The sequence below is a fragment of the Cyanobium gracile PCC 6307 genome (assembly GCF_000316515.1).
In the GTDB taxonomy this organism is placed as follows: domain Bacteria; phylum Cyanobacteriota; class Cyanobacteriia; order PCC-6307; family Cyanobiaceae; genus Cyanobium; species Cyanobium gracile.
This window is the reverse complement of sequence record NC_019675.1, coordinates 3,045,172-3,069,208: the sequence shown is the minus strand read 5'-3', so window position 1 is coordinate 3,069,208 and position 24,037 is coordinate 3,045,172. Positions and strand designations below refer to the sequence as shown.

Sequence of the window (24,037 nt, the reverse complement as noted above, 5' to 3'; positions counted from 1 at the left end):
CCCGTTCAGCCCAGCCAGCCGGCGCTCAGCACCACGGCCAGCCCCAGGAACAGGGACAGCAGGGTCCAGGTGATGCGGTTGAGGGTGTTCTCGGCGCTGCGGGCGCTGCTGAACATTGAGCCGCCACTGGAGGCCAGGCCCCCCATGCCATCCCCCTTGGGGCTGTGGAGCAGCACGCTCACGATCAGCAGCGCACCGCTGAGCATCCAGAGCGAGGAGACGATGTTCTTGACCATCGGGCCAGCCTAGCCGCGGCAGGCCCGCAGCCTCAGGCGCCGAGGGTCTGGGGGATGCGGGCAGCGGGCACCGAGGCCGGCACCACCAGGGAGGTGCCGGTCATGCGGGCGGGCTTGGGCAGACCCAGGATCTCCAGCAGGGTCGGCGCGATGTCCGCCAGACCGCCGTGTTCCCTCAGGGTGACGTCATTGCCATGGCCCGGCAGCTTGCGCTTCTCGCCCTCCACCAGGATCACCGGCACCGGGTTGGTGGTGTGGGCGGTCCAGGGGAGGCCATCAGGGCCCTGCATCACCTCGGCGTTGCCGTGGTCGGCGGTGATCAGCAGGCTGCCGCCCATGCGGGTGGTGGCCTCCACCAGCCGGCCCACGCAGCGGTCGACCGTGGCGATGGCTTCGGTGGCGGCCTCCATCTGGCCGGTGTGGCCCACCATGTCGGGGTTGGCGTAGTTGATCACCACCAGCGCGTAGATCCCCTTGCCGATGGCGGCGATGCAGCTGTCGGTGAGCTTCTCGGCCGACATCGCCGGGGCCTGGTCGTAGGTGGCCACACGGGGGGAGGGCACCAGGTGGCGGTCTTCGCCGGGGAAGGCCTGCTCGATGCCGCCGTTCATGAAGTACGTGACATGCGGATATTTCTCGGTCTCGGCGGTGCGGAACTGGCGCAGACCGTGCTCGGAGACCACCTGGCCGAGAAGGCCGTCGAGGGATTCGGGCGGGAAGGCCACCTGCACGGGCAGGCCCTGCTCGTACTGGGTGAAGGTGACCACATGGAGGGGGCCCAGCCATTCCCGTGGGAAGCCGTCGAACTCCGGCAGGACCAGGGCGCGGATGATCTGGCGCACCCGGTCGGGGCGGAAGTTGAAGCAGACCAGGCCATCACCGCTCTCCAGTAGCCCCTCGGTGAGGCGCACGGGCTCCAGGAATTCATCGGTGATGCCGGCCGCATAGGAACCCTTCAGCACCTCCGCCGGGGTGAAGGGGCAGATCTCGGACGGCTCGGTGAGCAGGCGGTAGGCCTTCTCGGTGCGCTCCCAGCGCTGGTCGCGGTCCATGGCCCAGTAGCGGCCGCAGAGGGTGGCGATCCGGCCGACACCGGCCTCGTCGATCATCGCCTGGATCCTGGCCAGGAAACCCGGCCCCCCATGGGGGGCCGAGTCGCGGCCATCGGTGACCACGTGGATGAGGACGTCGCTGAGGCCGCGGCCGGCGGCCCAGCGCAGCAGGCCGCCGAGGTGGTCGACATGGCTGTGGACGCCGCCATCGGAGCAGAGGCCGATCAGATGCAGGGGACGGCCGCTGGCCAGCAGGGTGTCACCCAGGTCGTTGAGGGCCTGGTTCTCGGCAATGGAGCCGTTGCGCACCGCCTGGCCGATCCGCACCAGCTCCTGGCGGATGATCCGGCCGGAGCCGATGGTGAGGTGCCCCACCTCCGAATTGCCCATCTGGTGATCCGGCAGGCCCACGGCAGCACCGCTGGCTTCGATCAGGGTGTGGGGGTAGGCATGCCAGAGGGCATCCATCACCGGGGTGTCCGCTTTCCTCACGGCGTTGTGATCGGCCTCCGGGCTGTATCCCCAGCCATCGAGGATGGCCAGAACCATGGGGGCGACGGGGGCAGCCGTCTCGCAGGGGACGCGTTCGCCGGTGCCGCCGGCGGACTGCTTCTGGGAGGGAGCTGCTTTCACCAGCGAGAAAAACTGCACGTTTCAACGCCACGCCAACCTACAGCCCCCCTTCAAGATCACCTTCTTCCGGCGTGGATGCGTCAGGCTTTGGTTACACGCCATACGCTTTGTGGCCAGAACTCAGGTCGCATCGGGTTCCTCCGACCGGCTGGAACTGCTCTCCGCCCAGGACCTGGGACGCACCCTCGACAGGCTCGCCTCCCAGGTGCTGGAGGCGGTGGCCGACAGCCGGGACCTCGTGCTGCTGGGCATCCCCACCCGCGGCGTGGCCCTGGCACGGGTGCTGGCCGGGCGGCTGGAGGCGATCTGCGGCCATCCGATCGCCCACGGCAGCCTCGACCCCACCTTCCACCGCGACGACCTGGAGCGGGTGGGCACCCGCCTGGTGGAGGCCACCCAGCTGCCGGTGCCGGTGGACGGGCGCCAGGTGGTGCTCGTCGATGACGTCATCTTCACCGGCCGCACGGTGCGGGCCGCCCTGGAGGCCCTGCAGGGCTGGGGCCGTCCCCGCCGCGTGGGGCTGCTGGTGATGGTCGACCGAGGGCACCGGGAACTGCCGATTCAGCCCGATTTCTGCGGCCGAGTGGTGCCGACAGCGCGCCACGAGACGATCCAGCTCTGCCTCCAGGCCATCGATGGCGAGGAGGGGGTCTACCTGCTGCGGGACTAACTCCTGCGGGACTGAGGCGGCCTCAGGCTCGGGGCGACCTCACCGCGCCATCAGACGGCGGCGAGCTCGTCGGCGCGGAAATGGGCCCGGAACTTGCCGAAGGCCACCACCACGGGCAGGGTCGGACTGATGGGGCGCCCCTTCCAGTCGTTCAGCACGTTGAGCACCTCGCCCTGCTGCCCCTCCATGTCAAAGGCCTCCCCCCGGTGCTGGGGGTGGTTGTAGACGACCACACTGCGGCACACCCTGACCTGATCGCCTGGCTCCATGACCACTGGGACGCTCTGCGCGGTCATCCTGTCATGGGGCTCAGCGCTGGCAGGCGCTCTCCGGTCCGGCCTCGACCACCCGTCCGCCCAGCTCCTTGCAGGCCTCCTGGAACGCCTGCCACTCGTCCATGCCGGCGGCGATGCGGCGCTGCACCAGGGCATCCAGCTTCCCCCCGGACACCGTGTGGGGCAGGGAACCGTGGCTGTCGTGCTCCCGGTCCTTGCCCTGGAGCTGGTCGAGGCCCTTCTTCACCTCCTGCCGCAGGGGCTCGCTCTGCTGGCGCCACCAGGGATGGTCGATGCGGTTGAGGCTGTCGAGGGCCTCCCACCAGCGCTTCTGTTTCACCAGCAGCGTCGCCCGCTCCAGCTGGGAGCGGTTGCGGTTCCAGATGGCCTTCAGGTCGTCGCCCATGGCGCTGCCGTCGTCCTTGCGCTCCTCCCCCAGGGGGGCGAGGGCCGCCAGGGCACCCTGCAGATCCCCGGCCTGGAAGCGGGTGCGGGCCAGGCTCCGGAGCTGGCGCTGCCAGCGCGCCAGCCGCTCGCGGTCGGAGGGGGTGCCGGCCCGGGAGTTGATCACCTGGCGCTGCAGCCGCAGGGCCTCGCTCCACTCCTCCTGCCCCCAGAGCTGGTCGGCCTTGGCCCGCAGGCAGCGGCCCCGATCGAAGGGGGTGCGGCCGGGCAGCCAGCTGAGGGCCGCCAGCTGCTCGCTGTAGCGGAGGCAGTCGTCGAGGCGGCCGGTGGCGGAGGCCTGCTCCAGGCGCACGGGCAGCTGGCGCTCCCACCAGTAGCCCAGGCCGATGGCGGCGGCGACCGAACCCAGGGTGATGGCCAGCCAGAAGCGCGGGAGTCTGTGCCGGCGGAGGGCCAAGGGGGGAGAAACAGCGCGGTTCTCCACCGTTGTATGCAACGGCGGCGACCGGCGCCCGGTCGCGGGGGCAGCCTGGTCGGCGTCCACCCCCGGCGGCAGCCATCGCCCGGCCCCAGTGGCGCTCAGCGCACGGGTTCCCCTGGCGCTCAGCGCACCGGACCCAGGGGGCGCGGCTCGCTTCGGCCGCCGTCAGCGGCGGCCTCCAGGTCGTCCCAGGTCACCAGGAGCCGGGCCTGGGCATCGATGGAGAACCTCAGCCGCAGCCGGTCGACGCCGCGCTGACCGGGGGAGTCCAGGGGGATGGTGAGCGGCGACGCGGACCAGGGCCGCACCGGGGCCGCCCCCGCCGGCCGCTCGCGCAGCACCGGCAGCCCAGCCTCGAAGACCACTTCGGCCCGCTCCTCGGGCAGCGGCTCCCCCAGCACCAGCTCCAGCTCCTCCTGGCCGTCCTGGCTGCAGGCCAGCACCAGCTCCAGGGGCTGCTCGGTGGGCCAGCTCTGGCCGGCCACGAACAGGGGATGCCAGCGGTGGGCACCACTGCGCCGGTCCCAGCAGCGCAGGGAGACGCCACGGGCCAGCACGTCCCGGACACGGACCCCGGGGGTGAGGGCCAGGGCCCCCAGGGCCACGGCCTCCACGGGCCGCTCGCCCCGCAGGGGCACGCCGGGGCAGCGGACCTCGAGCCAGTGACGGATGAGGGGAATCCGGCTGCTGCCCCCCACCGGCAGCACGGCGTCGATGGCCCCCAGCCCCAGCCCCTCCCGGCGGGCGGCCGCCAGGACCGCCTCCAGCAGGCCGTCGAGCAGCTGCAGCAGCCCGCGTTCCTCCAGCAGCCGCTCGAAGGCGGGCCGGGTCAGGGTCAGCTCGCGGAAGGAACCGGCCATCGCCTGGATCTGGCGGGCCTCGGGGGCCTCGCTGAGCTGGCACTTAATCCGCTCGGCGAGCTGGAGCAGGGCGCCGTCGACGGGCCCCTCCGGGCAGAGGTGGGCCGCGATCCAGCGATCGATGTCCCGCCCGCCCAGGGCCACCCCCGCCTTGCCGATCACCCGGGCGCAGCGCAGGCTCTGGCCGCTGCGGGTCAGGTCCCGGCCGGCGAAGCGCAGCAGCTGGGCGATCGGCGCCGCCCGCCCCTCGCCGCCCTCCAGGGCCACCAGGGAGAGATCGATCGTGCCGCCGCCCATGTCCACCACCAGCACCCGGCTGCCGGGGGGCAGGCCGGCGCCGATGGCGGCGGCGGTGGGCTCGTCCACCAGCGCCAGCTCGGGCACCGCCAGGTCGCGGCTGGCCCGCTCCAGCCAGGCCCGGTAGCCCCGGTAGGTCTCGATCGGGGCGGTGAGCACCAGCCGCTCCGGCACCAGCCCCGCCGGCAGGGCCCGCCACAGCCCCTCCAGCAGCAGGGAACCGGCCCGCTCGGCACTGAGCCAGCCCGGCTGCGGGGCGGACGCCGGCCCGCCGATCCGGCGCTTGAAGTCCCGGCAGAGGCCGGGGTGGTCGCCATCGGCCAGGTCCGCCTCGAGCACCTGCCGGCCGATCAGGGGCCGTTCGGCGTCGGGGGTCTCCAGCCACAGCAGGCTGGGCACCACGCACGGGTCACCGCAGCTGTAGGGCGGCAGGGGCAGCAGGCCGGGGGGGCCCTGGCGGTCCTGCCAGGCCACCACGGTGGTGCTGCTGCCCAGGTCGATGGCGAGGGTTCCGCTCATGGGTCAATGGATGGCTCCCCTTCTAGGCCGCTGCCGGCAGGAAAGGGCGGGCCGATGGGCTGATCTAGGGTGTTGAGACTGATGATCAGGCCCGCATGCCGAGCAGCGAACTCAACGCCAAGGAACTGGCCCAGCGGGGGGAGAGCCTGATCCGTCACTCCTCCAACCGTTACCTGACCACCGTTCGCATCGCTTTCCGGGCCAAGCAGCGTCGCTTCGACGATTTCGACGGCCTGCTCGACGACTCGATGATCAAACCGGTCCAGCGGGCCATCATCGAACTCAGCGACGAGCAGGACCAGCCCGACCTGCTGCCCGGCTGAGGCCCGCCGCCACCCAGCCGTGGAAGTCTGCGAGGGCCCGGGCTGGCGGCTGGTGGTGGATCCGGCCCGGTGGCCCTTCACCGCCCTGATCGGGGGGGACGGCTGGGCCACTGAACTGACCGCCGCCGAACTGCGCGCCCTGCAGCTGGCCGCCGCGCGCCTCACCGCCCAGCATCGGGCCATGGCCAACGTCCTGATGGCGGAGGAGGCCGTTGCCATGGAGGTGGAGCTGCCGATCGGGGACCCCGAAGCCGGCGAGGGGGGATCCCTGTGGCTGGGCCTGGACGGCGACCGGCACCGGTGGACCCTGCAGCTGGTGCTCACCCCCGCCCCGGGAGGCCGGGGCATTGAAGGGGGCTGGAGCGCCGCCGCCAGTGAGGCGTTCAGCGCCGCGCTGGAGCGCCTGAGACCCGCTGAGCAAGGGGCCGGGGATCAGGATTGGTGATCGTTGGCGGATTCCCCAGCTGACCCCCCGGTTTTGCACCGGTTCTCCCCAGGCCGGTGGGGATCGCCGCTGGCACCCGGCCCCGGATGGGGAGAAGCCGCCAGCGGCGCCGCCGCCGCTTGACAGGGCAAGGCCAGCGCTCCTGAGCGGCGATGGCGGCCCTGGGGTTGCGCCAACGCCCCTGCAGCGGCAGGTGTCTCAGGCTGGGACGGGAGTCGCCTGGCCGCCGCCGGCCGCGTTTGACGCGGCCCCTCGGGTGTGGAGAACTGGCTCACGCCCTGCCCGCCCTCCGCGATGCCCCGCCCGAGAACACTGCCACTGGATGGGGCCGAGTCTCTGGTGAGCCTGCGGGCGGAGGTGCCCGCGCCGCTGCTGGAGGCCATGCGGGAGTTCATCGAGCAGCACCCGAACTGGGACCAGTACCGGCTGTTCCAGGCCGCCCTGGCGGGGTTTCTCGTGCAGAACGGGATCCGCAACCGCGGGGTGACCCGCTGCTACCTCGCCAACCTGTTTCCCGGCCACCAGGCCTTCTCCGCGCCGGCGGCCTGAGGCCGGGCCAGCATCCCGAGGTCCCGGGCTCAGGCGTCCGGCTCCACCCCCAGCAGGCGGAACAGCCGGGCGGCGCTGGCGTCGCTCACCGGCAGGATCGAGAGCCGATTGCCCCGGCGCACCACCGCCAGGTCCTCAACGCTGAACTGCTCCCGCAGGTCCTCCAGGCTCAGCATCGCCGGAAAGGTGGCGCGGTAGGCGAGGCGGACGCAGTCCCAGCGCGGGGCCTCCGGCTTGGAGGCCGGATCGAAGTACTTGGAAGCGGCATCGAACTGGCTGGGATCCACCAGCCCCGTCTCGATCACTTCCATCAGGCCGACGATACCCGGGGGGCTGGTGTTGGAGTGGTAGAAGAAAGCGTGATCACCGATCTGCATGGCGCGCATGAAGTTGCGGGCCTGGTAATTGCGGATGCCGTCCCAGAGGGTGGTGCCCTCCGCCTGCAGGTGGTGGATGCCGTAGACGTCCGGCTCGCTCTTCATCAACCACCAGGCCATGGTGCGTCCGCCTCAGCTGTCGGTCTCGAGGGCCAGCACGAGCCGGCGGAAGTGGTCGCCGCGGGCCTCGAAACTGGTGTACTGGTCGAAGCTGGCACAGGCCGGGGAGAGCAGCACCCCCCGGCAGCCGAGGGCGGGGGCCAGCGTCGCGGCCAGGGCCACCGCACCCTCCAGGCCCTGCTCCTGCTTCACGACACCGCCGTAGCCACTGGAGTCCAGCAGGCCGGCGAACTCCTGCCGCGCCGCGCCGTAGAGCACCACCGCCGCGGCCCGCTGCCGGAGCTGCTCCAGCCAGGCCCTGGCCTCCCCCTGCTTCGACTGGCCGCCGGCCAGCACCACCAGGGGACCCTCCAGGGCCCGCAGGGCCACCTCGGCGGCGTCGTAGTTGGTGGCCTTGCTGTCGTTGAACCAGGTCACGCCGTTGAGGCTGCGGAGGCGCTCCAGCCGGTGGGGGACACCGGGGAAGGAACGGCAGGCCGCCTCCATCGCCGCCGGCTCCAGCCCGGCATGGAGCCCCACCGCCACGGCCAGCAGCAGGTTCTGGCGGTTGTGGGCCCCGGGCATGGCCAGGGCGGAGGCTGGGAACAGGGGGCCCTGGCGGCCCCGCACCTGATCGTCCCCGTCGATCCAGAGCACCGGATCGAGACCCCGCGGCAGCGCCTCCCTAGGGCCGGCGGTGATCCACTCGGCCTGGTCCCAGCTGTCGGCGTGGTGGCGCAGGTCGGGATCGTCGGCGTTGAGGATGCGAACACGGGAGCGCTCCAGCAAACCCCGCTTGATGGCCCGGTAGGCGGCCAGGGTGCCGTGGCGCTCCAGGTGGTCGGGGGTGAGGGTGGTCCAGACGCCGATCGCCGGCGCCACGGCGGGGGCGGCCTCGATCTGGTAGCTGCTCAGCTCCACCACCAGCCAGTCCGGGCGGGGCCCCTGCTCCAGGCGCCGCTGCAGCACCACCTCGGCGGCGGAGATGCCGACGTTGCCGCAGAGGGGCGCGTCCCTGCCCGCCTGCTGCAGCAGGTGCTGCACCAGGCAGGTGACGGTGGTCTTGCCGTTGGTGCCGGTGATGCCGATCCAGGGAACGTCGCGGCTGGCCTGCCAGGCGGGCACGATCTCCCCCTGCACCTGCACCCCCCGGGAGCGGAGCGCTTCCAGCACCGGGTGGTTCCATGGGATGCCCGGGCTGACCACCACGACCGCCGGTGGCAGCGGCAGGTCCTGGAAGGCCTCGAGGCCCAGGGGCACGCCGAGCCGCACCGCGATGGCCTCGCTCTCCAGCTGATCCGCCAGGGCCCGGTACTCCGACGTGTCAGCGCATTCGATCGCCACCACCGTCTCGCCGCGGGCCTGCAGCAGACGGGCGGCCCCCAGACCGGACCGGCCCAGACCCACCACCACCGTGCAGGAGGGAGGTGCGACGGCCTCGGCGGGACTCACGCTGGCAGGCTCATGCTCGGGATCGAGTGAGGGTAGCAGTGAAGGGATCACTGAACCCAACTGAATTCAGATCCAGAACGTCTGCAACTTTCAGGGGACGCTACGTATGGGCGATACTGGAATCGAACCAGTGACTCCTACCGTGTCAAGGTAGTGCTCTACCTCTGAGCTAATCGCCCGAGTTCGGAATCACCAAAGCGGCACCGAATTCGGATCCTCTCGAATCCATCTAGGGTCATGACCGTGGCCATCCCGATGGTGATCGAGATGAATGGTCAACCCCGGGATAAAAACGTCACCTGATGCCTATCTGTCACAGGCGAACTGCAACGGGAAGACGATCGGGATTCGGTTTTCACCCAGGGTTTTCCTACTCGCCGGCCTTCCCTCCTGTCAACTTGCGCCGTCGGGCCCTCAATGGCGCTCCAGCCGGATCCGGAAGCGCTCCCGCTTGGTGGGTTCGATCGCCAGCACCTCCAGCTCCCCCCGCCCCTCCAGCTGCACCCGCGCCCCCACGGCCAGGGGCTGGCTGGGACTGCTGACCACCGTCCAGTCAAGGCGGACGGCTCCCTGGCGGATCAGGGTGGCCATGCGGTTGCGGGACAGCCCGAAGCCGGCCGACGCCAGGGCATCCAGCCGCAGGGAGGCCTCCACCGTGGTGAGCTGGCGGGGCAGCCGGCGGGCCGGCAACTGCAGGGCCTCGATGGGCCTGGCCTCGAACCGCACCGGCACCGTGCGCACCAGGCCCTCGGTCCCGTCCAGCCGCCGGGCCAGGGCCTCGCTGACGATCGCCTGGGCGCCCCGATCGCCCCGCAGCCACAGGTCACCCAACTCCGCCGCCGTTGCCCCGGAGCCGGCCAGTCCCTCGGCCATGTCAGCCGCGGAGGCGGGATCGAAGAGGAAGTTGCCGCTGATCTCCAGCCCCAGCAGGGCAGGGGCCGTCGGCTCCTGTCCCGACCGTGCCAGCAGCAGGCATCGGCGCTCGGCACCGGGGTGGCCGCCCTCACTGGCGAGGGTCAGCTCGCTGAGGGCCCCGAGCCGGTCCTCGGCCTCCTCCCGCACGGCCGCCTCGAGAAAGCCGCTGACCTGGGGCTCCCAGGTGCGCAGGGCCGTCTCCGCCAGGCTGAACAGGGCCCCGAGCTCCTCCGGGTGGCGACTCCCCTCCAGCAGGTCCCGTCGTGGAAGCATGGGCCTCGCGCCTCAGGTGTCGTCCAGCCGTACGACCGCCGTCGGTCGCGCCAGCTGGATGGTGGTCCAGGGGATCTCCCGGCCGACGGGGGCCTCGAGCAGCAGCAGCCAGCAGCCCTCATCGAGCCGGTTGCGCAGGATGCGGATGCGGTCGTCCTCCTCCGAGCTGACGCTGGCGGCGGCGGCGAAGCTGCCCATCCAGCCGGAGCCCATGCCCAGCAGGCCACCGATCAGGGGCTCGCCGTAGGCCCCGGCGAAGCTGAACGTGTGCAGATCGGTGATCTGGGTGAAGGTGAGTCCGGCCAGGAACCCGAAGGGCAGCAGCCAGCGCACCATCGACCGCTGGCGCCGCCGCCGGGCCGTAGCCGGATCCAGCCGCTCAACCTCCGACATGGCCGCCTCCCCGCTGCCGATCGCCAGCACGCGGGTCGGGGCCGGCTGCAGCGCCAGCAAGCGATCCCGCAACGCATGCAGGCGATCGCGGTCGTCCAGCACCACCACCACACTCAAGGACATGGGCTCGTCTCCGCACCGCTCTCTACACTGCACCTCCGGCCTGCCCCCCTGGGGGCGCACCCCCCGCCCCCCGCACCGCTGCCGGACATGACGAAGGTTCTGGTCTCCGATCCCATCGACCAGGCGGGGATCGACATCCTCTCCCAGGTCGCCCAGGTGGACGTGCGCACGGGTCTGAGCCCGGAGCAGCTGGTGGGGTGCATCGGTGACTACGAGGGGCTGATGATCCGCTCCGGCACCCAGGTGACCGCCGAGGTGATCGAGGCCGCAAGCCGTCTGCGCATCATCGGCCGGGCCGGTGTGGGCGTCGACAACGTCGATGTGCCCGCCGCCACCCGCCGCGGCGTGATCGTCGTCAATTCCCCGGAGGGCAACACGATCGCCGCCGCCGAGCACGCCCTGGCGCTGATGCTCTCCCTGTCGCGGCACGTGCCCCACGCCCACGCCAGCACCATCGCCGGTGGCTGGGACCGCAAGACCTACGTGGGCAACGAGCTCTACAAGAAGACCCTCGGCGTGGTGGGCCTCGGCAAGATCGGCTCCCATGTGGCCCGCGTCGCCCGGGCCCTGGGCATGGACGTGGCCGCCTACGACCCGTTCATCTCCGCCGAGCGCGCCCAGCTGCTGCAGGTGCGGCTGCTGCCCCTGCCCCAGCTGTTCGCCGAAGCCGACTACGTCAGCCTGCACCTGCCCCGCACGCCGGACACCGAGAACCTGGTCAACGCGGCGCTGCTGGCCACGATGAAGCCCACCGCCCGGCTGGTGAACTGCGCCCGCGGCGGCATCATCGACGAGCAGGCCCTGGCCGATGCGGTCGAGAACCGCGTCATCGCCGGTGCGGCCCTCGACGTCTACGCCACCGAACCGCTGGCGGCCGATTCCCCCCTGCGGCTGGTCAAGGAGCGGCTGATCCTCACCCCGCACCTAGGCGCCTCCACCGAGGAGGCCCAGGAGAACGTGGCCATCGACGTGGCCGAGCAGATCCGCGACGTGCTCCTCGGCCTGCCGGCCCGCAGCGCCGTCAACATCCCCGGCCTGACCCCCGAGGTGATGGAGCTGCTCAAGCCCCACCTGCAGCTGGCCGAAACCCTGGGGCTGCTGCTCAGCCAGCTGGCCGGCGGCCAGATCAGCGAGCTGGAGGTGCGCCTGCAGGGCGAATTCGCCTCCCACCCCGCCCAGCCCCTGGTGGTGGCGGCCCTCAAGGGCATCCTCTCGGCCGCCCTCGGCGACAGCATCAACTACGTCAACGCCACCCTGGAGGCCAAGGAGCGCGGCATCCACGTGCTCGAGGTCAAGGACGACGCCAGCCGTGACTTCGCCGGCGGTTCGCTGCAGCTCAGCTCCCGCAGCCCCCGGGGCAACCACAGCGTCACCGGGGCGGTGTTCACCGACGGCGAACTGCGCATCACCACCATCGACGAGTTCCCGGTGAACGTGACGCCCAGCCGTCACATGCTCTTTACCCGCCACCGGGACATGCCCGGCATCATCGGCCAGCTGGGCTCCCTGCTCGGCGAGCACAACGTCAACATCGCCTCGATGCAGGTGGGCCGCCGCATCGTGCGCGGCGACGCCGTGATGGTGCTGAGCCTCGACGACCCGATCCCCCCCAGCCTGCTGGCGGTGATCCACGGCATCAACGGCATCCAGGCCGCCCACCCGGTCACCCTCTGATGGGGCTGGTCTGGTGGCGGCTGGAGATGGCCGCCCCGGCCGAACTGGAGGAATCCCTGCTCTGGAAGCTGCCGCTCCTCGGGGTGCACCGGGTGGCGCTCCAGCACCCCCCCGAGGCGCCGGACCAGCGTCAGCTGCTGGCCTGGCTGCCGGAGAGCGACTGGCCCGCTGACCAGCGCCGGGAGCTGGAGCGGGCCCTGGCGCCGCTGGGGGAGCCCTTCGACCTGGCGCTGCCACAGGTCCGCTGGCAACGGCAGGCCGATGAGGACTGGAGCCTGAGCTGGAAGAGCCACTGGCGTCCCGATCCGGTGGGGGAGCGGCTGCTGGTGCTGCCGGCCTGGCTGGAGGTGCCGCCCGAGCAGGCCGGGCGGCTGGTGATCCGCATCGATCCGGGCAGCGCCTTCGGCACCGGCAGCCACCCCACCACCCGCCTCTGCCTGGAGGGCCTGGAGGCCCTCGCCGGCGAGCGGCAGGGGGCGGGGCTGGGGGCGGGCCTGGAGGGGCTGCGGGTGGCCGATCTGGGCTGCGGCAGCGGCATCCTGGGCCTGGCCGCCCTGCGGCTGGGGGCGGCGAGCGTGGCCGCCGCCGACACCGACCCCCTGGCGGAGCGGGCGACCCGACAGAACGCGGCCCTAAACGGCCTGGACGGCGCCCGGGGCCTCACGGTGACCACCGGGTCGGCCGAGGCCCTGGTGGCGCTGCTGGACGGCCGTCCGGCGGATCTGCTGCTGTGCAACATCCTGGCGCCGGTGATCGAGGCCCTGATTCCCTGGTTCGGGCCGCTGCTGAGCCCCGGCGGCGTGGGCCTGCTCAGCGGCCTGCTGGTGGATCAGGCCCCAGGCCTGGAGCGGGATCTGGCGGCGGCGGGCTGGCGGGTGGAGGGGCGGGTCGAGCAGGACCGCTGGGGCCTGCTGCGGATCCGTTCGGCATCGGATGTTGCATAAGGCACGCTGATCTGTGTCCTGGCTTTGATTGGGCTTCCCGGCCTGCGAGCCCAAGATCGCCGGGAAAGCCCCCCGTCGGATGTAGGAAGGGCGGGTCCTACAGGCCCTGGCTGCCGGGTGTCTGTGAGCTCCAATCTCTTCCATGGCTTCCTACAAGGTCACCCTCGTCAATGAGAGCGAGGGCCTGAACAAGACCATCGAGGTTCCTGACGACCAGTACATCCTCGACGCCGCCGAAGAGCAGGGCATCGACCTGCCCTACTCCTGCCGCGCCGGCGCCTGCTCCACCTGCGCCGGCAAGCTCACCTCCGGCACCGTCGACCAGTCGGATCAGAGCTTCCTCGACGACGACCAGATCGAGGCCGGCTTCGTCCTCACCTGCGTCGCCTACCCCACCTCCGACTGCACCATCAAGACCCACACCGAAGAAGAGCTCTACTGAGCTCCTCGCCGGGCGGTCCGGTTGGATCGCCGCTTGAATCCCGCGTTCTTCTCCGCCACCCTCAGGGGTGGCTTTTTCATGGCACTTCAGGTGGACACCGTGCTGGCCTCCGGCAGCGAACATCCCAGTCCCGGCGGCCAGTACAGCTACCGGGTCCTGGGACCCTGCTGCCGTCTGTTCGATCGGGAGGAGCTGCCCTGGCCCTGCTGCCGCCTGGCCTGGCGCAGCAAGGAACCCAGCTGGCGCCGCGTCGGCCGCCGCTTCGTGCCCGACCTGGCCGCCCGCCGCTGCCCCTCCTACGCCGTGGAACTGCTGCAGCCGGGGGCCCGCCCCACGCGCACCGTGATCACCCTGTTCCCCCAGCGCCTGGCCCCCGCCCTGCAGGAGTGGTGGTACAGCAAGCTGCCCGCGTCGCTGGAGGCGGGCAACCTGGCCCCGCCACCGCCGGCCCCGGCCCCCTGAGACGCCAGCATCCAGCCACAAAAAAACCGGCCGGCACAGGGCCGGCCGACGGGCTGGGGCCGGGGGATCAGAAGTAGATCTTGCCGCCGCCCCACTGGACGCCCTGAACCTTGGGGGCCACCAGGATGTAGCCGGCGATCAGGCGCAGGTCCTCGTCGTCCAGATCGCGCATCTTCACGAACACATCGCTGCTGCGCAGGCTGGGATGCACGTCAGCGATGCTGTACTCCCCGTCGTAGGAGGTGGGGTCCTTCATGTAGTCGACCAGGGCCTCCACCGAATCCCGGGCCGGCGTGGCCAGGGCGAGGGTCTCGGGATCGAGCCCCACGTTCTGGTTGGTCTTGGTGATGCCACCGGCATGGCAGGTGCCGCAGCTTTCGTTGAAGAGCTTGCGGCCGGTTTTGACCTCCTTCTCGCTGAAGGTCACCAGGGTGCCGTCGGGGGAGACCGGCACGGTGAGATCCTCGGCGCTCCACTGGGCCGCGGCCGCGGGGCCCGCGAAACAGACCAGCAGGGCCAGGGGAAGGATCAGCAGTGTCCCGACCACGGCACGGAGGGCGGCGCGAAGGGGAGCGGTGCGACGGACGGCGGTGCGACGGACGGCTGACAGCGGGGCGGCTGAGCGAAGGAGGGGGGCCATGGGAGAAGCCGGCGGAATGGCGGTCGGACCGCAACTGAGACCTTGTATCACGGGCGACGGGTCCCCCGGAACGGAATCACGCGAACTGTTGCAGGCTCAGCCCCCCGCCCCCACCGAGAGGCTGAGGAAGTCCTTCGCCACCAGCGTCTCGGGGAAGATGGCCCGGGCCTCGGCCACGAGGTCGTCGGGGGTCATGGGATTCCCCGCCACGTAGCGGGGGCTCAGGTGGGTGAGCACCAGCTGCTTCACCCCCGCTTCCAGGGCGGTCTGGGCGGCCATGGTGCTGGTGGAGTGCTGGCGGGCGATGGCCAGGTCCGCCTCGCCATGGGAGAAGGTGGATTCGTGGATCAGCAGGTCGGCGCCGCGGGCCAGGGCCACCGCCGCCTCGCTGAACACGGTGTCAGTGCAGTAGACGACGCTGCAGCCCGGGCGGGGCGGCCCGCACAGGGCGTCGCCCCGGATAACCCGGCCGTCATCGAGGGTGACGCTGCGACCGGCCTTGAGCTCGGCATAGACCGGCCCGGGGGGAATGCCCAGGGCCCTGGCCCGCTCCACGTCGAAGCGGCCGGGCCGGGGCTTCTGATCCACCCGGTAGGCGTAGGCCGGCACCCGGTGGGTGAGGGCCGTGCAGCGCACCGTGATGTCGTCGTCATCGAGCACCAAGGTGCCGCGGGCGGCGGCCTCCTTCACCCGGTGGGTGCGCAGGGGGTAGCCGATGCGGGTCGAGGAGGTGCGCATCACGCCCTCCAGGTAGTCGCGCAGAGGGTCCGGTCCGTAGAGATCGATGCCCCCGCAGCTGCCCGCCAGCCCCAGGCTGGCCAGCAGCCCCGGCAGACCGAAGACGTGGTCACCGTGCATGTGGGTGACGAAGATCCGGCGCAGCTGGGACACCCGCAGGTCGCTGCGCAGGAACTGGTGCTGGGTTCCCTCGCCGCAGTCGAACAGCCACAGCTCGGCCCGCTGCGGCAACCGCAGGGCCACGGCGGAGACGTTGCGGGCGCGGGTGGGAACGCCGGAGCTGGTTCCCAGGAAGGTGACCTGCACACCCTGGCTGCCTCAGAGCGCATGCTGCCACGGCGCCGGCCGGTGCGCTGGCTGGCGCCGTGGCGTGGGCAAGATGACCCGTCCAGAATGAGCCGTTGTCGCTCGCGCACCCTCGTGACCCTCCTCCGTTTCGGATGGCGCGCCGGCCTCTCGCTGGCCCTGCTTCCCGCCGCCGTCGCGGCGCCGGTCCCCACGGAGGCGAGGGCGCCCGCTCCCGTCGTGCGGGTGCTGCTGCGGGAGGCCCCCACCCTGGAGCTGGAGGCCGGCCGCACCGTGCTGCGCCTCGGCGACGCCACGGGGCGCACCCTGGCGGAGCTGGCCCCGGGGGCGCGGCTGCAGCTGGTGCGCAGCGGCCCGGCCCTGGAGGCCAGGCTGGAGGGACCGACCGGGCCACCCCGGCGGGTGGCGCTGCCATCAGGCCAGGCCTGGATCGATCCCGCCCCGGGAAGGGGGACCAGCGGCGAGGCCGTGCTGACCCTGCAGCAGCGCCGCTACCGCGGCCGCCTGCTGGTGCGCAGCGAGGGCGATCGGCTGCAGGCGATCAACCTGATCGATGTCGAGACCTACCTGCCCAGCGTGGTGGGCAGCGAGATGCCGGCCAGCTGGCCGCTGGCGGCCCTGCGGGCCCAGGCGGTGGCGGCCCGCACCTACGCCCTGCGCCAGCGCCGGCCGGCGGAGCCCTTCGACCTCAAGGCCACCGTGGCCAGCCAGGTCTACAAAGGGGTGGAGGCGGAAACCGCCTCCACCCGCGAAGCGGTGCGCAGCACCCGCTCCCAGGTGCTGGTGCACGGGTCCTCCCTGATCAACGCCGTCTTCCACAGCAGCAGTGGCGGCCTCACGGAGAACAGCGGCGAGATCTGGCGCCAGCAGCTGCCCTACCTGGTGAGCGTGCCCGACTACGACCAGTCCAGCCCTGTGCATGTCTGGCAGCTGCGCGTCGAGCCCGACAAGCTGGCCCGGGCCTTCCGGGAGATCGACGGGGCCTTCCGCATCGAGGTGCTCTCCACCACCAGCTCCGGCCGCATCCGCCAGGCCCGGGTGACGGGCCCCAGGGGCTCGCTGCTGCTCTCCGGCGCCGAGCTGCGCCAGCGGCTGGGGCTGCGCAGCACCCTGGCCCGCTTCGACTTCGAGGCGACGCCCCAGGCCGCCCCTTTCCCGCCCCCGCTGCCGTCCCTGGAGGGGGTCTTCACCCCCGAGGGGATCCGCTCCCTGGCCTCCGGCCTGGTGCAGGCCCCCTGGCGGACCCCCCGGCCGCCGGCCGGGCCGACCCTGCTGGTGAGCGGCCGGGGCTACGGCCACGGGGTGGGCATGAGCCAGTGGGGCGCCTACGCCCTCGCCCTGCGCGGTGAGGACTACCGGCAGATCCTCCAGCACTACTACCAGGGGGCCAGGATCCAGCCCTACTCCGCCCTTTGAGGCACCCGTTGAGCCGCCACGCCCCCAGCGCCCCGGTCGCAGCCCCTGTCACCGCCTCCATCGCTCCGATCGTGCTGGCCGATGCGGCGGCGGTGGCGGAGCGGGTGGCGGCCCTGCTGCTGGCTGATCGGCTGCGGCCGGGCCGGCCCCTCGGTCTGGCCACCGGACGCACCATGGAGCCCGTCTATACCGCCCTGGCCCGACGGCTGGGGCGCCTGGAGCCCGCCCTGGCGGCGCAGGTGCGCCATGGCTGGAGCAGCTTCAACCTCGACGAGTACGTGGGGCTGGGACCGCACGATCCCGCCTCCTTCGCCGCCACCATGGCCCGCCAGCTGGTGCAGCCCCTCGGCCTGGCCCCCGGGCGGGTGCGGCTCCCCGATGGCCGGGCCGGCGATCCCGACGGCGAAGCGCGGCGCTATGGCGCCAGCGTGGCCGCCGCCGGCGGTATCGGCCTGCAGCTGCTGGGCCTGGGCCTCAACGGCCACGTGGGCTTCAACGAGCCCCCGGCGGAGGCGGCCGTGGCCTGCCGCTGCGTGACGCTCAGCGACCCCACCCGCCGCCAGAACGCCGGCGCCTTCGGGGGCGACCCCGGCGCCGTCCCCCGGCGGGCCATCACCCTGGGGATGGCCGAGATCCTCGCGGCCCGCCGGGTGCTGCTGGTGGTGACCGGCGGGGCCAAGGCGGCGATCCTGCGCCGCGCCCTGTGGGAGCCCCCCACGCCGGAGCTGCCCGCCAGCTGGCTGCAGCACCATCCCGCCCTCACCGTGATCGCCGACGCCGAGGCCATGGGCTGAAAGGGGGGCGGGGCGGCGTTCTCAGCCGGGCAGGGCCGCCTCCATCAGGGCGTCGTCCGCCTCGAGGTTGCTGGTGACGCTGCGCACGTCATCGAGATCCTCGAGCACGTCCAGCATGCGCAGGCAGGCGGCCAGCACTGCGGCGTCCTCAAGGCGGCAGGGCAGGGAGGCGACCCAGCGATGCTCCCAGCCGGCCAGCGGCAGCTGCAGGTCCCGAAGCCCGTCCTGGAGGGCTTCGAGGTCGGCATAGGCCCCAAACACATCGACGCCCTCGGCATCGATCTCGTAGCCCGCCGCCGCCGGCCCCCCCCGCTCCTCGAGGGCCAGCAGGTCCTCCAGCAGGCGCTCCTCGTCGGCGCCGGGCAGGGCCAGCCGCACCACGGAGCGCTGCTCGAACAGATAGCTGACGCAGCCGGTCTCACCGAGGTTGCCGCCATGCTTGCCGAAGGCCAGCCGCAGGTCGGCGGCGGTCCGGTTGCGGTTGTCGGTGAGGGCCTCGATCAGCACGGCCACGCCCCCCGGGCCGTAGCCCTCGTAGCGCACCGCCTCGAACAGGTCGGCCCCGCCGCCCCCCTGGCCGCTGCCCTTGGCCACGGCCCGCTCGATGTTGGCGTTGGGGAGCCCGGCCACCTTGGCCTTCTCGATGGCGGTACGCAGCTGGAAGTTGCCGGCCGGATCCGCACCGCCGCGGGCCGCCACGGTGATCTCCCGCCCCAGTCGCGTGAACAGCGCCCCCCGCCGGGCGTCCACCACCGCCTTGGTGCGCTTGATCTGGGCCCATTTGCTGTGGCCGGCCATCGCGAGGTCGCAGGGGGATCAACCGGCGGCGTCGAACACCAGCCGGGGCAGGAGCAGGCCCTTGCCATCGGCCCGGGCGATGCCCGCCAGATTGCCATCCGGGGTGAGCACGGCGACCGGCCCCTCAGGCAACTGCTCCACCGTACGGGGCAGGGACCGACCGCAGCGCCACGGCGACAGCTGGGCCGGATCGAGGCGCTGGCGCGGCAGGTCCACCAGCACGTCGAGGGGATCCAGCAGCGGAGGGAGGGGGCCGCTGGCCAGGCGCTCCATGGAGATGGCCTGGTGCAGTCCGAAGCCGAGGGCGGCGGTGCGGCGCAGGCTGGCCAGGGCGCCGCCGCAGCCGAGGACTTCCCCCAGATCCCGCGCCAGGGCGCGCACGTAGGTGCCGGCGGAGCAGCGCACCTCCAGCTCCAGGCGGCCGCGCTCGGCGTCCCAGCCCAGCAGGTCGAGGCCATGGATCCGCACCGGCCGCGCCGCCAGCGCCAGCTGCTCCCCCGCCCGGACCCGGGCGTAGGCCCGCTGGCCCTCCACGTGCACCGCGGAGACCTGGGGAGGCACCTGGAGGATCTCGCCCCGGAACCGGGCCAGGGCCCGCTCCAGGGACTCAGGATCGAGGGGCGGAATGGCCGCGCGCTCCAGCACCTCCCCCTCGAGGTCGTCGGTGCCGGTGCGCACGCCCAGCTGGACGCTGCCGCGGTAGGTCTTGTCGCCGGGCAGGTAGGGCAGCAACCGGGTGGCTGGGCCGAGGGCGATCGGCAGCACGCCGGTGACCGCCGGATCAAGGGTGCCGCCATGGCCCACCCGCCGCAGGCCGTAGGCCCGCCGCACCCGGGCGACGCCGTCGTGGGAGGTCAGGCCGGCGGGCTTGTCGAGCACCAGGAACCCGCAGCCGTGGCGCGACGGTGGGGAAGGCGGCAGCCTGGAGGGACCTTCTCCCATGCTCAGGCGCCAATGACGCTGCAGGACCGGCGCGAGGTGACCTTTCTGGTGCTGGCCGGCATCTTTCTGGGGACCATGGGCATGCTCAACATCCTGGGGCTGACCAGATTCCTCCACCTGGGCAGCATCGGGTCGTTCCCGATCATCGTGGCGGTGGGGGCCCTGCCGTACCCCGTCACCTTCCTCTGCACCGACCTGATCAGCGAGATCTGGGGTGAGCGGCGCGCCTCCCAGGTGGTGTGGGTGGGTCTGATGCTCAACGGCTGGATCGTCCTGGTGCTCTGGCTCGGTGGCATCCTGCCGGGCCTGGACGGATTCGGTGGGGTGGTGGGCCTGCCGGCCGACACCCACGCCGACGGGGTGCCGGTGTTCTTCGAGGTGCGCCGGCTGGCCTTCGGCGCCGTGGGCGCCTCGATGGCCGCCTACATGGCCGCCCAGTTCACCGACGTGCGCCTGTTCCATTTCTGGAAGCGCTTCAGCAATGGCAAGGCCCTGTGGCTGCGCAACAACGGCTCGACCCTGATCAGCCAGGTGGTGGACACCTCGGCGGTGGTGCTGATCAGCCACTACGCCGCCCATGTGCTGCCGATCCGGCCGGACGAGCCGGTGCTCCCCCAGCTGGGGGTGTTCATCGCCAGCGGCTACGTCTTCAAGCTGGTGGCGGCCCTCGCCGACACCCTGCCCTTCTACCTGCTGGTGGGCTGGCTCCGGCGCTATCTGGAGGTGCCGGGGGACGGCGCCGAGCTGGCGGACGCCCCCCTGCCGGGGGCCTAGGCGCCGACGGCGATGTTGATGCGCTTGCGATTGCGCAGGCCGCGCTTGATGGACTCGAAGCTGACGACCCCATCCACCAGGGCGAAGAGGGTGTCGTCGGAGCCGCGGCCCACATTGACGCCCGGGATCACGGAGGTGCCGCGCTGGCGGATCAGGATCGAGCCGGCGCTGACGGTCTCACCGCCGTAACGCTTGACGCCGAGGCGCTTGGCATTGGAGTCGCGGCCGTTGCGGGTCGAACCTGTGCCTTTCTTGTGGGCCATGGATCAGCAGAGAGGGGAGAACGGGGGGAGCTGGACGAGAGGAGAGGCCGGGGCTCGATCAGACGATCGACTTGCCGCCCACCTTGATCGACTGGACCATCACCCGGGTGAGCTCCTGGCGGTGGCCGTTCTTGCGACGGGTCTTCTTCTTGGGCCGCATCTTGTAGACGATGATCTTCTGGCCGCGGCGATGGGCCATCACCTTGAGCTCCACCGTGGCGCCTTCCACGTAGGGCTGGCCGAGGGTGGTGCCGGAGGCATCCTTGACCAGGAGTACGTTCTCCAGGGTCACGGTGCTGTCGACCTCGGCGCTGAGTCGGTCGAGATCGACGTAGCGATCGGGCTGGAGCCAGAACTGCTGGCCGGAGGCCTCGACGATGGCGTAGGCGCCGGTGGCGTCTGCGCTCAAGGGCTCTTTCTCGGGTGCTTCCTTCTGGGGGGCTTGGGTCATCGCTCAGGGGGCGTGGCCAGGCTGGCGGCAGGAAGCCACCATTGGGCCTGGGCGCACGGAATCGAAAGACAGAACTAAGATCCTCCCGTCCGGGCCTCCCTTCCGTCAAGAATCAGCCCGGCCAGGGGAGCTCCCCGCCGCAGCGGTCGATGCCCCAACCGGTTCTCAACATCCTCTCCCTCATCCAGACTCCGGCCCTGGCCGAAGCCTGCGGCCAGTGGCTCAGGGGCGGTCGCTACCAACTGGTGCCCGTGGATCCCGCCACCGGACCGCTTGAGCAGCTGGAGCAGCGCCGCGAGGACTTCGACGGGATCCTGCTGGAGGAAGGCGCCGTCGACGGGACCTTCTTCGGCAGCCTTCACGACCAGGGCCTGGAACTGCCGGCCGTCCTGATCGGCCCGGTGGACGGCGAGGTGAAGTTCCACGACGCCGAGGTCCGCCTCCCCCCCGACCAGCTGGAGCAGCTGAGCTACAGCCTGGATGCGGCCGTCTCCCGTTTCCTGCGCAGCAGCACCCTGCCGGCCGGCAGCGATGCCAAGGCGGCCACCCCCGACGGCTGGAAACTGCCGAACCGGCTCAACGGACGTCTCGGGTACCTAGGGGTGTACTACAAGCGGGATCCCTCCCGCTTCCTGCGCAACCTGGAAGCCGAGGAACGCAACGAGCTTCTGGACTCGCTGCGCCGCACCTACCGGGACCTGCTGATCAGCTACTTCAAGAACCCCGCCGCCGCCAACCAGGCGATCGAAAGCTTCGTCAACACGGCCTTCTTCGCCGATCTGCCGATCACCAAGATGGTGGAGATCCACGTGAATCTGATCGAGGAGTTTCGAAAATTGCTGATGCTCAAAGGGCAGAAGAACGATTTTCTCCAGGACTACCGACTTGCCCTCCTCGATGTCATGGCCCACCTCTGCGAAATGTATCGACGCTCCATCCCTCCCGACCTGCCGATCGTGCCCGCCGCCGCCGCCGCCGCCGAATCCTCCAGCCCCACCACCTGAGCCCCAGCCATGACCTTCCGCAAGACCTACATCCTCAAGCTCTACGTGGCCGGCAACACGCCCAATTCGATGCGGGCCCTCAAGACGCTGCGCGACATCCTCGAGTCCGAGTTCCGAGGCGTCTACGCCCTGAAGGTGATCGATGTGCTCAAGAATCCCCAGCTGGCGGAAGAGGACAAGATCCTGGCCACCCCGACCCTGGCCAAGATTCTTCCCCCGCCGGTGCGCCGGATCATCGGCGATCTCTCCGACCGGGAGCGGGTGCTGATCGGCCTCGATCTCCTCTATGAAGAGCTCACCGAGGATTTCCAGCTCGACGTCGACGATCACGAAGCCGGCGGTGTGCCCTCCACCCCGGAATCCTCCTGAGGCCCGATCGAGGCCCGCTGCCGCCCTCCTCGCCAGCGATCCCGAGCTCGACTCCGATTCCCTTCCGACCCCTCGCCCCCCTTCCATCTCTTCGATGCCGGATCCCAACGACCACGCCGCCGCTGCCAATCGGATGCAGATGCAGAAGCTCCCCACGGGGATCGAAGGTTTCGATGACATCTGCCATGGCGGGCTGCCGATCGGCCGATCGACCCTGATCAGCGGAACATCGGGAACCGGCAAGACCGTTTTTTCCCTGAATTTTCTCTGCAACGGCATTCGTCAGTTCAACGAGCACGGTATTTTCGTCACCTTTGAGGAATCCCCCCTCGACATCCTGCGCAACGCCTCCAGCTTCGGCTGGAACCTGCAGGAGATGGTCGAGCAGAACAAGCTGTTTGTTCTCGATGCCTCCCCGGATCCCGATGGCCAGGAGGTGTCCGGCAGTTTCGACCTCTCCGGCCTGATCGAGCGGATCCACTATGCGATCCGCAAATACAAGGCGCGGCGGGTGGCCATCGATTCCATCACCGCCGTCTTCCAGCAGTACGACGCCATCTCCGTGGTGCGGCGCGAGATCTTCCGGTTGATCGCCAGGCTCAAGGAGATCGGCGTCACCACCGTGATGACCACCGAACGGGTCGATGAGTATGGGCCCATCGCCCGCTATGGCGTCGAGGAGTTCGTCTCCGACAACGTGGTGATCCTGCGCAATGTGCTGGAGGGTGAGCGGCGGCGGCGCACGGTGGAGGTGCTCAAGCTCCGCGGCACCACCCACATGAAGGGAGAGTTCCCCTTCACCATGGGCAGCCACGGCATCAGTGTCTTCCCTCTGGGGGCGATGCGCCTCACCCAGCGTTCCTCCAACGTGCGCCTCAGCTCCGGCGTGCCCCGGCTCGATGAGATGTGCGGGGGTGGCTTCTTCAAGGACTCCATCATCCTGGCCACCGGCGCCACGGGCACCGGCAAGACCCTTCTGGTCAGCAAGTTCGTAGAGGATGCCTGCCGCAGCAAGGAGCGGGCGATCCTGTTCGCCTACGAGGAATCCCGCTCCCAGCTGCTGCGCAACGCCACCAGCTGGGGCATCGATTTCGAGCAGATGGAGCAGGACGGCCTGCTCAAGATCATCTGTGCCTATCCGGAATCCACCGGCCTCGAGGATCACCTGCAGATCATCAAGACGGAGATCAGCCAGTTCAAGCCGTCGCGGATGGCGATCGATTCCCTCTCCGCCCTGGCTCGGGGTGTCAGCCACAACGCCTTCCGGCAGTTTGTGATCGGGGTGACGGGCTATGCCAAACAGGAGGAGATCGCTGGCTTCTTTACCAACACCTCCGAAGAATTCATGGGAAGCCATTCGATCACCGACTCCCACATCTCCACCATCACCGACACCATTCTGCTGCTGCAGTATGTGGAGATCCGCGGTGAAATGGCCCGGGCCCTGAACGTGTTCAAGATGCGCGGCTCCTGGCACGACAAGGGCATCCGGGAATTCGTGATCACCGGCAACGGGCCGGAAATCAAGGATTCCTTCGCCAATTTCGAGCGCATCATCAGCGGCGTTCCCCACCGCATCACCACCGACGAACGGGCCGACCTGGGCCGGATCATGCGCAGCGTCGACGGGGAGAGCTGAACCC

29 protein-coding genes and 1 tRNA gene are annotated in these 24,037 nt (G+C 70.9%); 14 read left to right on the top strand and 16 right to left on the bottom strand.

The window, feature by feature from the left end; all coding sequences use genetic code 11:
* Window positions 1-5: 5 nt before the first annotated feature.
* Window positions 6-236 (bottom strand): preprotein translocase subunit SecG, encoded by a 231-nt coding sequence (secG, locus tag CYAGR_RS14855; RefSeq protein WP_015110663.1) that lies wholly within the window; start codon window positions 234-236, stop codon window positions 6-8.
* Window positions 237-268: 32 nt separating this feature from the next.
* Window positions 269-1,837: a 2,3-bisphosphoglycerate-independent phosphoglycerate mutase gene (gene gpmI / locus CYAGR_RS14850; protein ID WP_015110662.1), complete on the bottom strand. Its 1,569-nt coding sequence runs from the start codon at window positions 1,835-1,837 to the stop codon at window positions 269-271.
* Window positions 1,838-2,030: 193 nt separating this feature from the next.
* Between gpmI and pyrR the strand changes: the two genes are divergently transcribed.
* On the top strand, window positions 2,031-2,591 hold the full coding sequence (gene pyrR, locus CYAGR_RS14845; RefSeq protein ID WP_015110661.1) for a bifunctional pyr operon transcriptional regulator/uracil phosphoribosyltransferase PyrR: 561 nt from the start codon (window positions 2,031-2,033) through the stop codon (window positions 2,589-2,591).
* 50 nt (window positions 2,592-2,641) lie between these two features.
* On the opposite strand, the gene CYAGR_RS14840 is transcribed toward pyrR, so the two are convergent.
* From CYAGR_RS14840 to CYAGR_RS14830, 3 genes are all read right to left on the bottom strand, one after another.
* Window positions 2,642-2,860 (bottom strand): ferredoxin-thioredoxin reductase variable chain, encoded by a 219-nt coding sequence (locus tag CYAGR_RS14840; RefSeq protein ID WP_043325964.1) that lies wholly within the window; start codon window positions 2,858-2,860, stop codon window positions 2,642-2,644.
* A 40-nt stretch (window positions 2,861-2,900) separates the two neighbouring features.
* Window positions 2,901-3,728, bottom strand: coding sequence for a hypothetical protein (locus CYAGR_RS14835; protein WP_015110659.1), 828 nt, complete (start codon window positions 3,726-3,728; stop codon window positions 2,901-2,903).
* A gap of 146 nt (window positions 3,729-3,874) precedes the next feature.
* Complete coding sequence (locus tag CYAGR_RS14830; RefSeq protein WP_015110658.1) at window positions 3,875-5,428, bottom strand: Hsp70 family protein; 1,554 nt, start codon at window positions 5,426-5,428, stop codon at window positions 3,875-3,877.
* Window positions 5,429-5,523: 95 nt separating this feature from the next.
* Here CYAGR_RS14830 and CYAGR_RS14825 point away from each other — a divergent pair, with 95 nt between their 5' ends.
* The 3 genes from CYAGR_RS14825 (at window position 5,524) to CYAGR_RS14815 (ending at window position 6,745) form a co-directional block, all read left to right on the top strand.
* The gene (locus CYAGR_RS14825; protein WP_015110657.1) at window positions 5,524-5,751 is read left to right on the top strand and encodes a DNA-directed RNA polymerase subunit omega; all 228 of its coding nucleotides are present in this window, start codon (window positions 5,524-5,526) and stop codon (window positions 5,749-5,751) included.
* A 19-nt stretch (window positions 5,752-5,770) separates the two neighbouring features.
* Entirely contained in the window at window positions 5,771-6,196 is a 426-nt protein-coding gene (locus CYAGR_RS14820; protein WP_015110656.1) for a DUF1818 family protein, read from the top strand.
* A gap of 294 nt (window positions 6,197-6,490) precedes the next feature.
* The gene (locus CYAGR_RS14815) at window positions 6,491-6,745 is read left to right on the top strand and encodes a DUF2811 domain-containing protein (RefSeq protein ID WP_015110655.1); all 255 of its coding nucleotides are present in this window, start codon (window positions 6,491-6,493) and stop codon (window positions 6,743-6,745) included.
* Window positions 6,746-6,774: 29 nt separating this feature from the next.
* On the opposite strand, the gene CYAGR_RS14810 is transcribed toward CYAGR_RS14815, so the two are convergent.
* The 5 genes from CYAGR_RS14810 to CYAGR_RS14790 form a co-directional block, all read right to left on the bottom strand.
* Window positions 6,775-7,242 carry an EVE domain-containing protein gene (locus CYAGR_RS14810; protein WP_015110654.1) on the bottom strand — a complete coding sequence of 156 codons (468 nt, stop codon included), beginning with the start codon at window positions 7,240-7,242 and terminating at the stop codon, window positions 6,775-6,777.
* 12 nt (window positions 7,243-7,254) lie between these two features.
* Complete coding sequence (gene murD / locus CYAGR_RS14805; protein ID WP_015110653.1) at window positions 7,255-8,673, bottom strand: UDP-N-acetylmuramoyl-L-alanine--D-glutamate ligase; 1,419 nt, start codon at window positions 8,671-8,673, stop codon at window positions 7,255-7,257.
* A 107-nt stretch (window positions 8,674-8,780) separates the two neighbouring features.
* Window positions 8,781-8,852 (bottom strand) — tRNA-Val (locus tag CYAGR_RS14800).
* 235 nt (window positions 8,853-9,087) lie between these two features.
* Window positions 9,088-9,861, bottom strand: a complete 774-nt coding sequence (locus CYAGR_RS14795) for a photosystem II electron transport protein, Sll1252 family (RefSeq protein ID WP_015110652.1) — start codon at window positions 9,859-9,861, stop codon at window positions 9,088-9,090.
* 12 nt (window positions 9,862-9,873) lie between these two features.
* A complete protein-coding gene (locus tag CYAGR_RS14790) occupies window positions 9,874-10,377 on the bottom strand; it encodes a hypothetical protein (RefSeq protein WP_015110651.1) in 504 nt (167 codons plus the stop codon).
* Between the two features lie 87 nt (window positions 10,378-10,464).
* Here CYAGR_RS14790 and serA point away from each other — a divergent pair, with 87 nt between their 5' ends.
* The 4 genes from serA (at window position 10,465) to CYAGR_RS14770 (ending at window position 13,899) form a co-directional block, all read left to right on the top strand.
* Entirely contained in the window at window positions 10,465-12,051 is a 1,587-nt protein-coding gene (gene serA / locus CYAGR_RS14785; protein WP_015110650.1) for a phosphoglycerate dehydrogenase, read from the top strand.
* Complete coding sequence (locus CYAGR_RS14780) at window positions 12,051-12,995, top strand: 50S ribosomal protein L11 methyltransferase (RefSeq protein ID WP_015110649.1); 945 nt, start codon at window positions 12,051-12,053, stop codon at window positions 12,993-12,995. Before serA ends, CYAGR_RS14780 begins: the two co-directional genes overlap by 1 nt.
* A gap of 142 nt (window positions 12,996-13,137) precedes the next feature.
* Window positions 13,138-13,437, top strand: coding sequence for a ferredoxin (locus CYAGR_RS14775; protein WP_015110648.1), 300 nt, complete (start codon window positions 13,138-13,140; stop codon window positions 13,435-13,437).
* A gap of 78 nt (window positions 13,438-13,515) precedes the next feature.
* The gene (locus CYAGR_RS14770; protein ID WP_043327389.1) at window positions 13,516-13,899 is read left to right on the top strand and encodes a hypothetical protein; all 384 of its coding nucleotides are present in this window, start codon (window positions 13,516-13,518) and stop codon (window positions 13,897-13,899) included.
* A 67-nt stretch (window positions 13,900-13,966) separates the two neighbouring features.
* Here the strand turns inward: CYAGR_RS14770 and psbV are convergent, their stop codons facing one another.
* The gene (psbV, locus tag CYAGR_RS14765) at window positions 13,967-14,539 is read right to left on the bottom strand and encodes a photosystem II cytochrome c-550 (protein WP_015110646.1); all 573 of its coding nucleotides are present in this window, start codon (window positions 14,537-14,539) and stop codon (window positions 13,967-13,969) included.
* 96 nt (window positions 14,540-14,635) lie between these two features.
* The gene (gene rnz / locus CYAGR_RS14760) at window positions 14,636-15,583 is read right to left on the bottom strand and encodes a ribonuclease Z (RefSeq protein WP_015110645.1); all 948 of its coding nucleotides are present in this window, start codon (window positions 15,581-15,583) and stop codon (window positions 14,636-14,638) included.
* Window positions 15,584-15,697: 114 nt separating this feature from the next.
* Here rnz and CYAGR_RS14755 point away from each other — a divergent pair, with 114 nt between their 5' ends.
* Together CYAGR_RS14755 and CYAGR_RS14750 are read left to right on the top strand one after the other, a co-directional pair.
* A complete protein-coding gene (locus tag CYAGR_RS14755) occupies window positions 15,698-16,999 on the top strand; it encodes a SpoIID/LytB domain-containing protein (protein WP_245552541.1) in 1,302 nt (433 codons plus the stop codon).
* 8 nt (window positions 17,000-17,007) lie between these two features.
* A complete protein-coding gene (locus CYAGR_RS14750) occupies window positions 17,008-17,793 on the top strand; it encodes a glucosamine-6-phosphate deaminase (RefSeq protein ID WP_015110643.1) in 786 nt (261 codons plus the stop codon).
* A gap of 21 nt (window positions 17,794-17,814) precedes the next feature.
* On the opposite strand, the gene CYAGR_RS14745 is transcribed toward CYAGR_RS14750, so the two are convergent.
* Window positions 17,815-18,591: a YebC/PmpR family DNA-binding transcriptional regulator gene (locus CYAGR_RS14745; protein WP_015110642.1), complete on the bottom strand. Its 777-nt coding sequence runs from the start codon at window positions 18,589-18,591 to the stop codon at window positions 17,815-17,817.
* Between the two features lie 18 nt (window positions 18,592-18,609).
* On the bottom strand, window positions 18,610-19,533 hold the full coding sequence (gene truB, locus CYAGR_RS14740) for a tRNA pseudouridine(55) synthase TruB (RefSeq protein ID WP_015110641.1): 924 nt from the start codon (window positions 19,531-19,533) through the stop codon (window positions 18,610-18,612).
* 12 nt (window positions 19,534-19,545) lie between these two features.
* On the opposite strand from truB, the gene CYAGR_RS14735 reads away from it, so the two are divergent.
* A complete protein-coding gene (locus CYAGR_RS14735) occupies window positions 19,546-20,307 on the top strand; it encodes a queuosine precursor transporter (RefSeq protein ID WP_015110640.1) in 762 nt (253 codons plus the stop codon).
* Here the strand turns inward: CYAGR_RS14735 and rpmA are convergent.
* Both rpmA and rplU read right to left on the bottom strand, forming a co-directional pair.
* On the bottom strand, window positions 20,304-20,570 hold the full coding sequence (rpmA, locus tag CYAGR_RS14730) for a 50S ribosomal protein L27 (protein WP_015110639.1): 267 nt from the start codon (window positions 20,568-20,570) through the stop codon (window positions 20,304-20,306). The two genes, CYAGR_RS14735 and rpmA, sit on opposite strands and share 4 nt — an antisense overlap.
* Before the next feature lie 58 nt (window positions 20,571-20,628).
* Window positions 20,629-21,021 carry a 50S ribosomal protein L21 gene (gene rplU, locus CYAGR_RS14725; RefSeq protein WP_015110638.1) on the bottom strand — a complete coding sequence of 131 codons (393 nt, stop codon included), beginning with the start codon at window positions 21,019-21,021 and terminating at the stop codon, window positions 20,629-20,631.
* Window positions 21,022-21,170: 149 nt separating this feature from the next.
* On the opposite strand from rplU, the gene CYAGR_RS14720 reads away from it, so the two are divergent.
* The 3 genes from CYAGR_RS14720 (at window position 21,171) to kaiC (ending at window position 24,033) form a co-directional block, all read left to right on the top strand.
* Entirely contained in the window at window positions 21,171-22,025 is an 855-nt protein-coding gene (locus CYAGR_RS14720) for a circadian clock protein KaiA (RefSeq protein WP_015110637.1), read from the top strand.
* A gap of 9 nt (window positions 22,026-22,034) precedes the next feature.
* Entirely contained in the window at window positions 22,035-22,394 is a 360-nt protein-coding gene (kaiB, locus tag CYAGR_RS14715) for a circadian clock protein KaiB (RefSeq protein WP_015110636.1), read from the top strand.
* Window positions 22,395-22,488: 94 nt separating this feature from the next.
* On the top strand, window positions 22,489-24,033 hold the full coding sequence (gene kaiC, locus CYAGR_RS14710) for a circadian clock protein KaiC (RefSeq protein ID WP_015110635.1): 1,545 nt from the start codon (window positions 22,489-22,491) through the stop codon (window positions 24,031-24,033).
* Window positions 24,034-24,037 lie beyond the last annotated feature (4 nt).

Excerpts from the sequence above, each read along its gene's own strand:
- secG (WP_015110663.1), bottom strand. The coding sequence starts at position 236 with ATGGTCAAGAACATCGTCTCCTCGCTCTGGATGCTCAGCGGTGCGCTG.
- gpmI (WP_015110662.1), bottom strand. The coding sequence starts at position 1,837 with ATGGTTCTGGCCATCCTCGATGGCTGGGGATACAGCCCGGAGGCCGAT.
- CYAGR_RS14840 (WP_043325964.1), bottom strand. The coding sequence starts at position 2,860 with ATGGAGCCAGGCGATCAGGTCAGGGTGTGCCGCAGTGTGGTCGTCTAC.
- CYAGR_RS14830 (WP_015110658.1), bottom strand. The coding sequence starts at position 5,428 with ATGAGCGGAACCCTCGCCATCGACCTGGGCAGCAGCACCACCGTGGTG.
- CYAGR_RS14825 (WP_015110657.1), top strand. The coding sequence starts at position 5,524 with ATGCCGAGCAGCGAACTCAACGCCAAGGAACTGGCCCAGCGGGGGGAG.
- CYAGR_RS14815 (WP_015110655.1), top strand. The coding sequence starts at position 6,491 with ATGCCCCGCCCGAGAACACTGCCACTGGATGGGGCCGAGTCTCTGGTG.
- CYAGR_RS14810 (WP_015110654.1), bottom strand. The coding sequence starts at position 7,242 with ATGGCCTGGTGGTTGATGAAGAGCGAGCCGGACGTCTACGGCATCCAC.
- CYAGR_RS14795 (WP_015110652.1), bottom strand. The coding sequence starts at position 9,861 with ATGCTTCCACGACGGGACCTGCTGGAGGGGAGTCGCCACCCGGAGGAG.
- CYAGR_RS14790 (WP_015110651.1), bottom strand. The coding sequence starts at position 10,377 with ATGTCCTTGAGTGTGGTGGTGGTGCTGGACGACCGCGATCGCCTGCAT.
- serA (WP_015110650.1), top strand. The coding sequence starts at position 10,465 with ATGACGAAGGTTCTGGTCTCCGATCCCATCGACCAGGCGGGGATCGAC.
- CYAGR_RS14780 (WP_015110649.1), top strand. The coding sequence starts at position 12,051 with ATGGGGCTGGTCTGGTGGCGGCTGGAGATGGCCGCCCCGGCCGAACTG.
- CYAGR_RS14775 (WP_015110648.1), top strand. The coding sequence starts at position 13,138 with ATGGCTTCCTACAAGGTCACCCTCGTCAATGAGAGCGAGGGCCTGAAC.
- CYAGR_RS14770 (WP_043327389.1), top strand. The coding sequence starts at position 13,516 with ATGGCACTTCAGGTGGACACCGTGCTGGCCTCCGGCAGCGAACATCCC.
- psbV (WP_015110646.1), bottom strand. The coding sequence starts at position 14,539 with ATGGCCCCCCTCCTTCGCTCAGCCGCCCCGCTGTCAGCCGTCCGTCGC.
- CYAGR_RS14745 (WP_015110642.1), bottom strand. The coding sequence starts at position 18,591 with ATGGCCGGCCACAGCAAATGGGCCCAGATCAAGCGCACCAAGGCGGTG.
- truB (WP_015110641.1), bottom strand. The coding sequence starts at position 19,533 with ATGGGAGAAGGTCCCTCCAGGCTGCCGCCTTCCCCACCGTCGCGCCAC.
- CYAGR_RS14735 (WP_015110640.1), top strand. The coding sequence starts at position 19,546 with ATGACGCTGCAGGACCGGCGCGAGGTGACCTTTCTGGTGCTGGCCGGC.
- rpmA (WP_015110639.1), bottom strand. The coding sequence starts at position 20,570 with ATGGCCCACAAGAAAGGCACAGGTTCGACCCGCAACGGCCGCGACTCC.
- rplU (WP_015110638.1), bottom strand. The coding sequence starts at position 21,021 with ATGACCCAAGCCCCCCAGAAGGAAGCACCCGAGAAAGAGCCCTTGAGC.
- CYAGR_RS14720 (WP_015110637.1), top strand. The coding sequence starts at position 21,171 with ATGCCCCAACCGGTTCTCAACATCCTCTCCCTCATCCAGACTCCGGCC.
- kaiB (WP_015110636.1), top strand. The coding sequence starts at position 22,035 with ATGACCTTCCGCAAGACCTACATCCTCAAGCTCTACGTGGCCGGCAAC.
- kaiC (WP_015110635.1), top strand. The coding sequence starts at position 22,489 with ATGCCGGATCCCAACGACCACGCCGCCGCTGCCAATCGGATGCAGATG.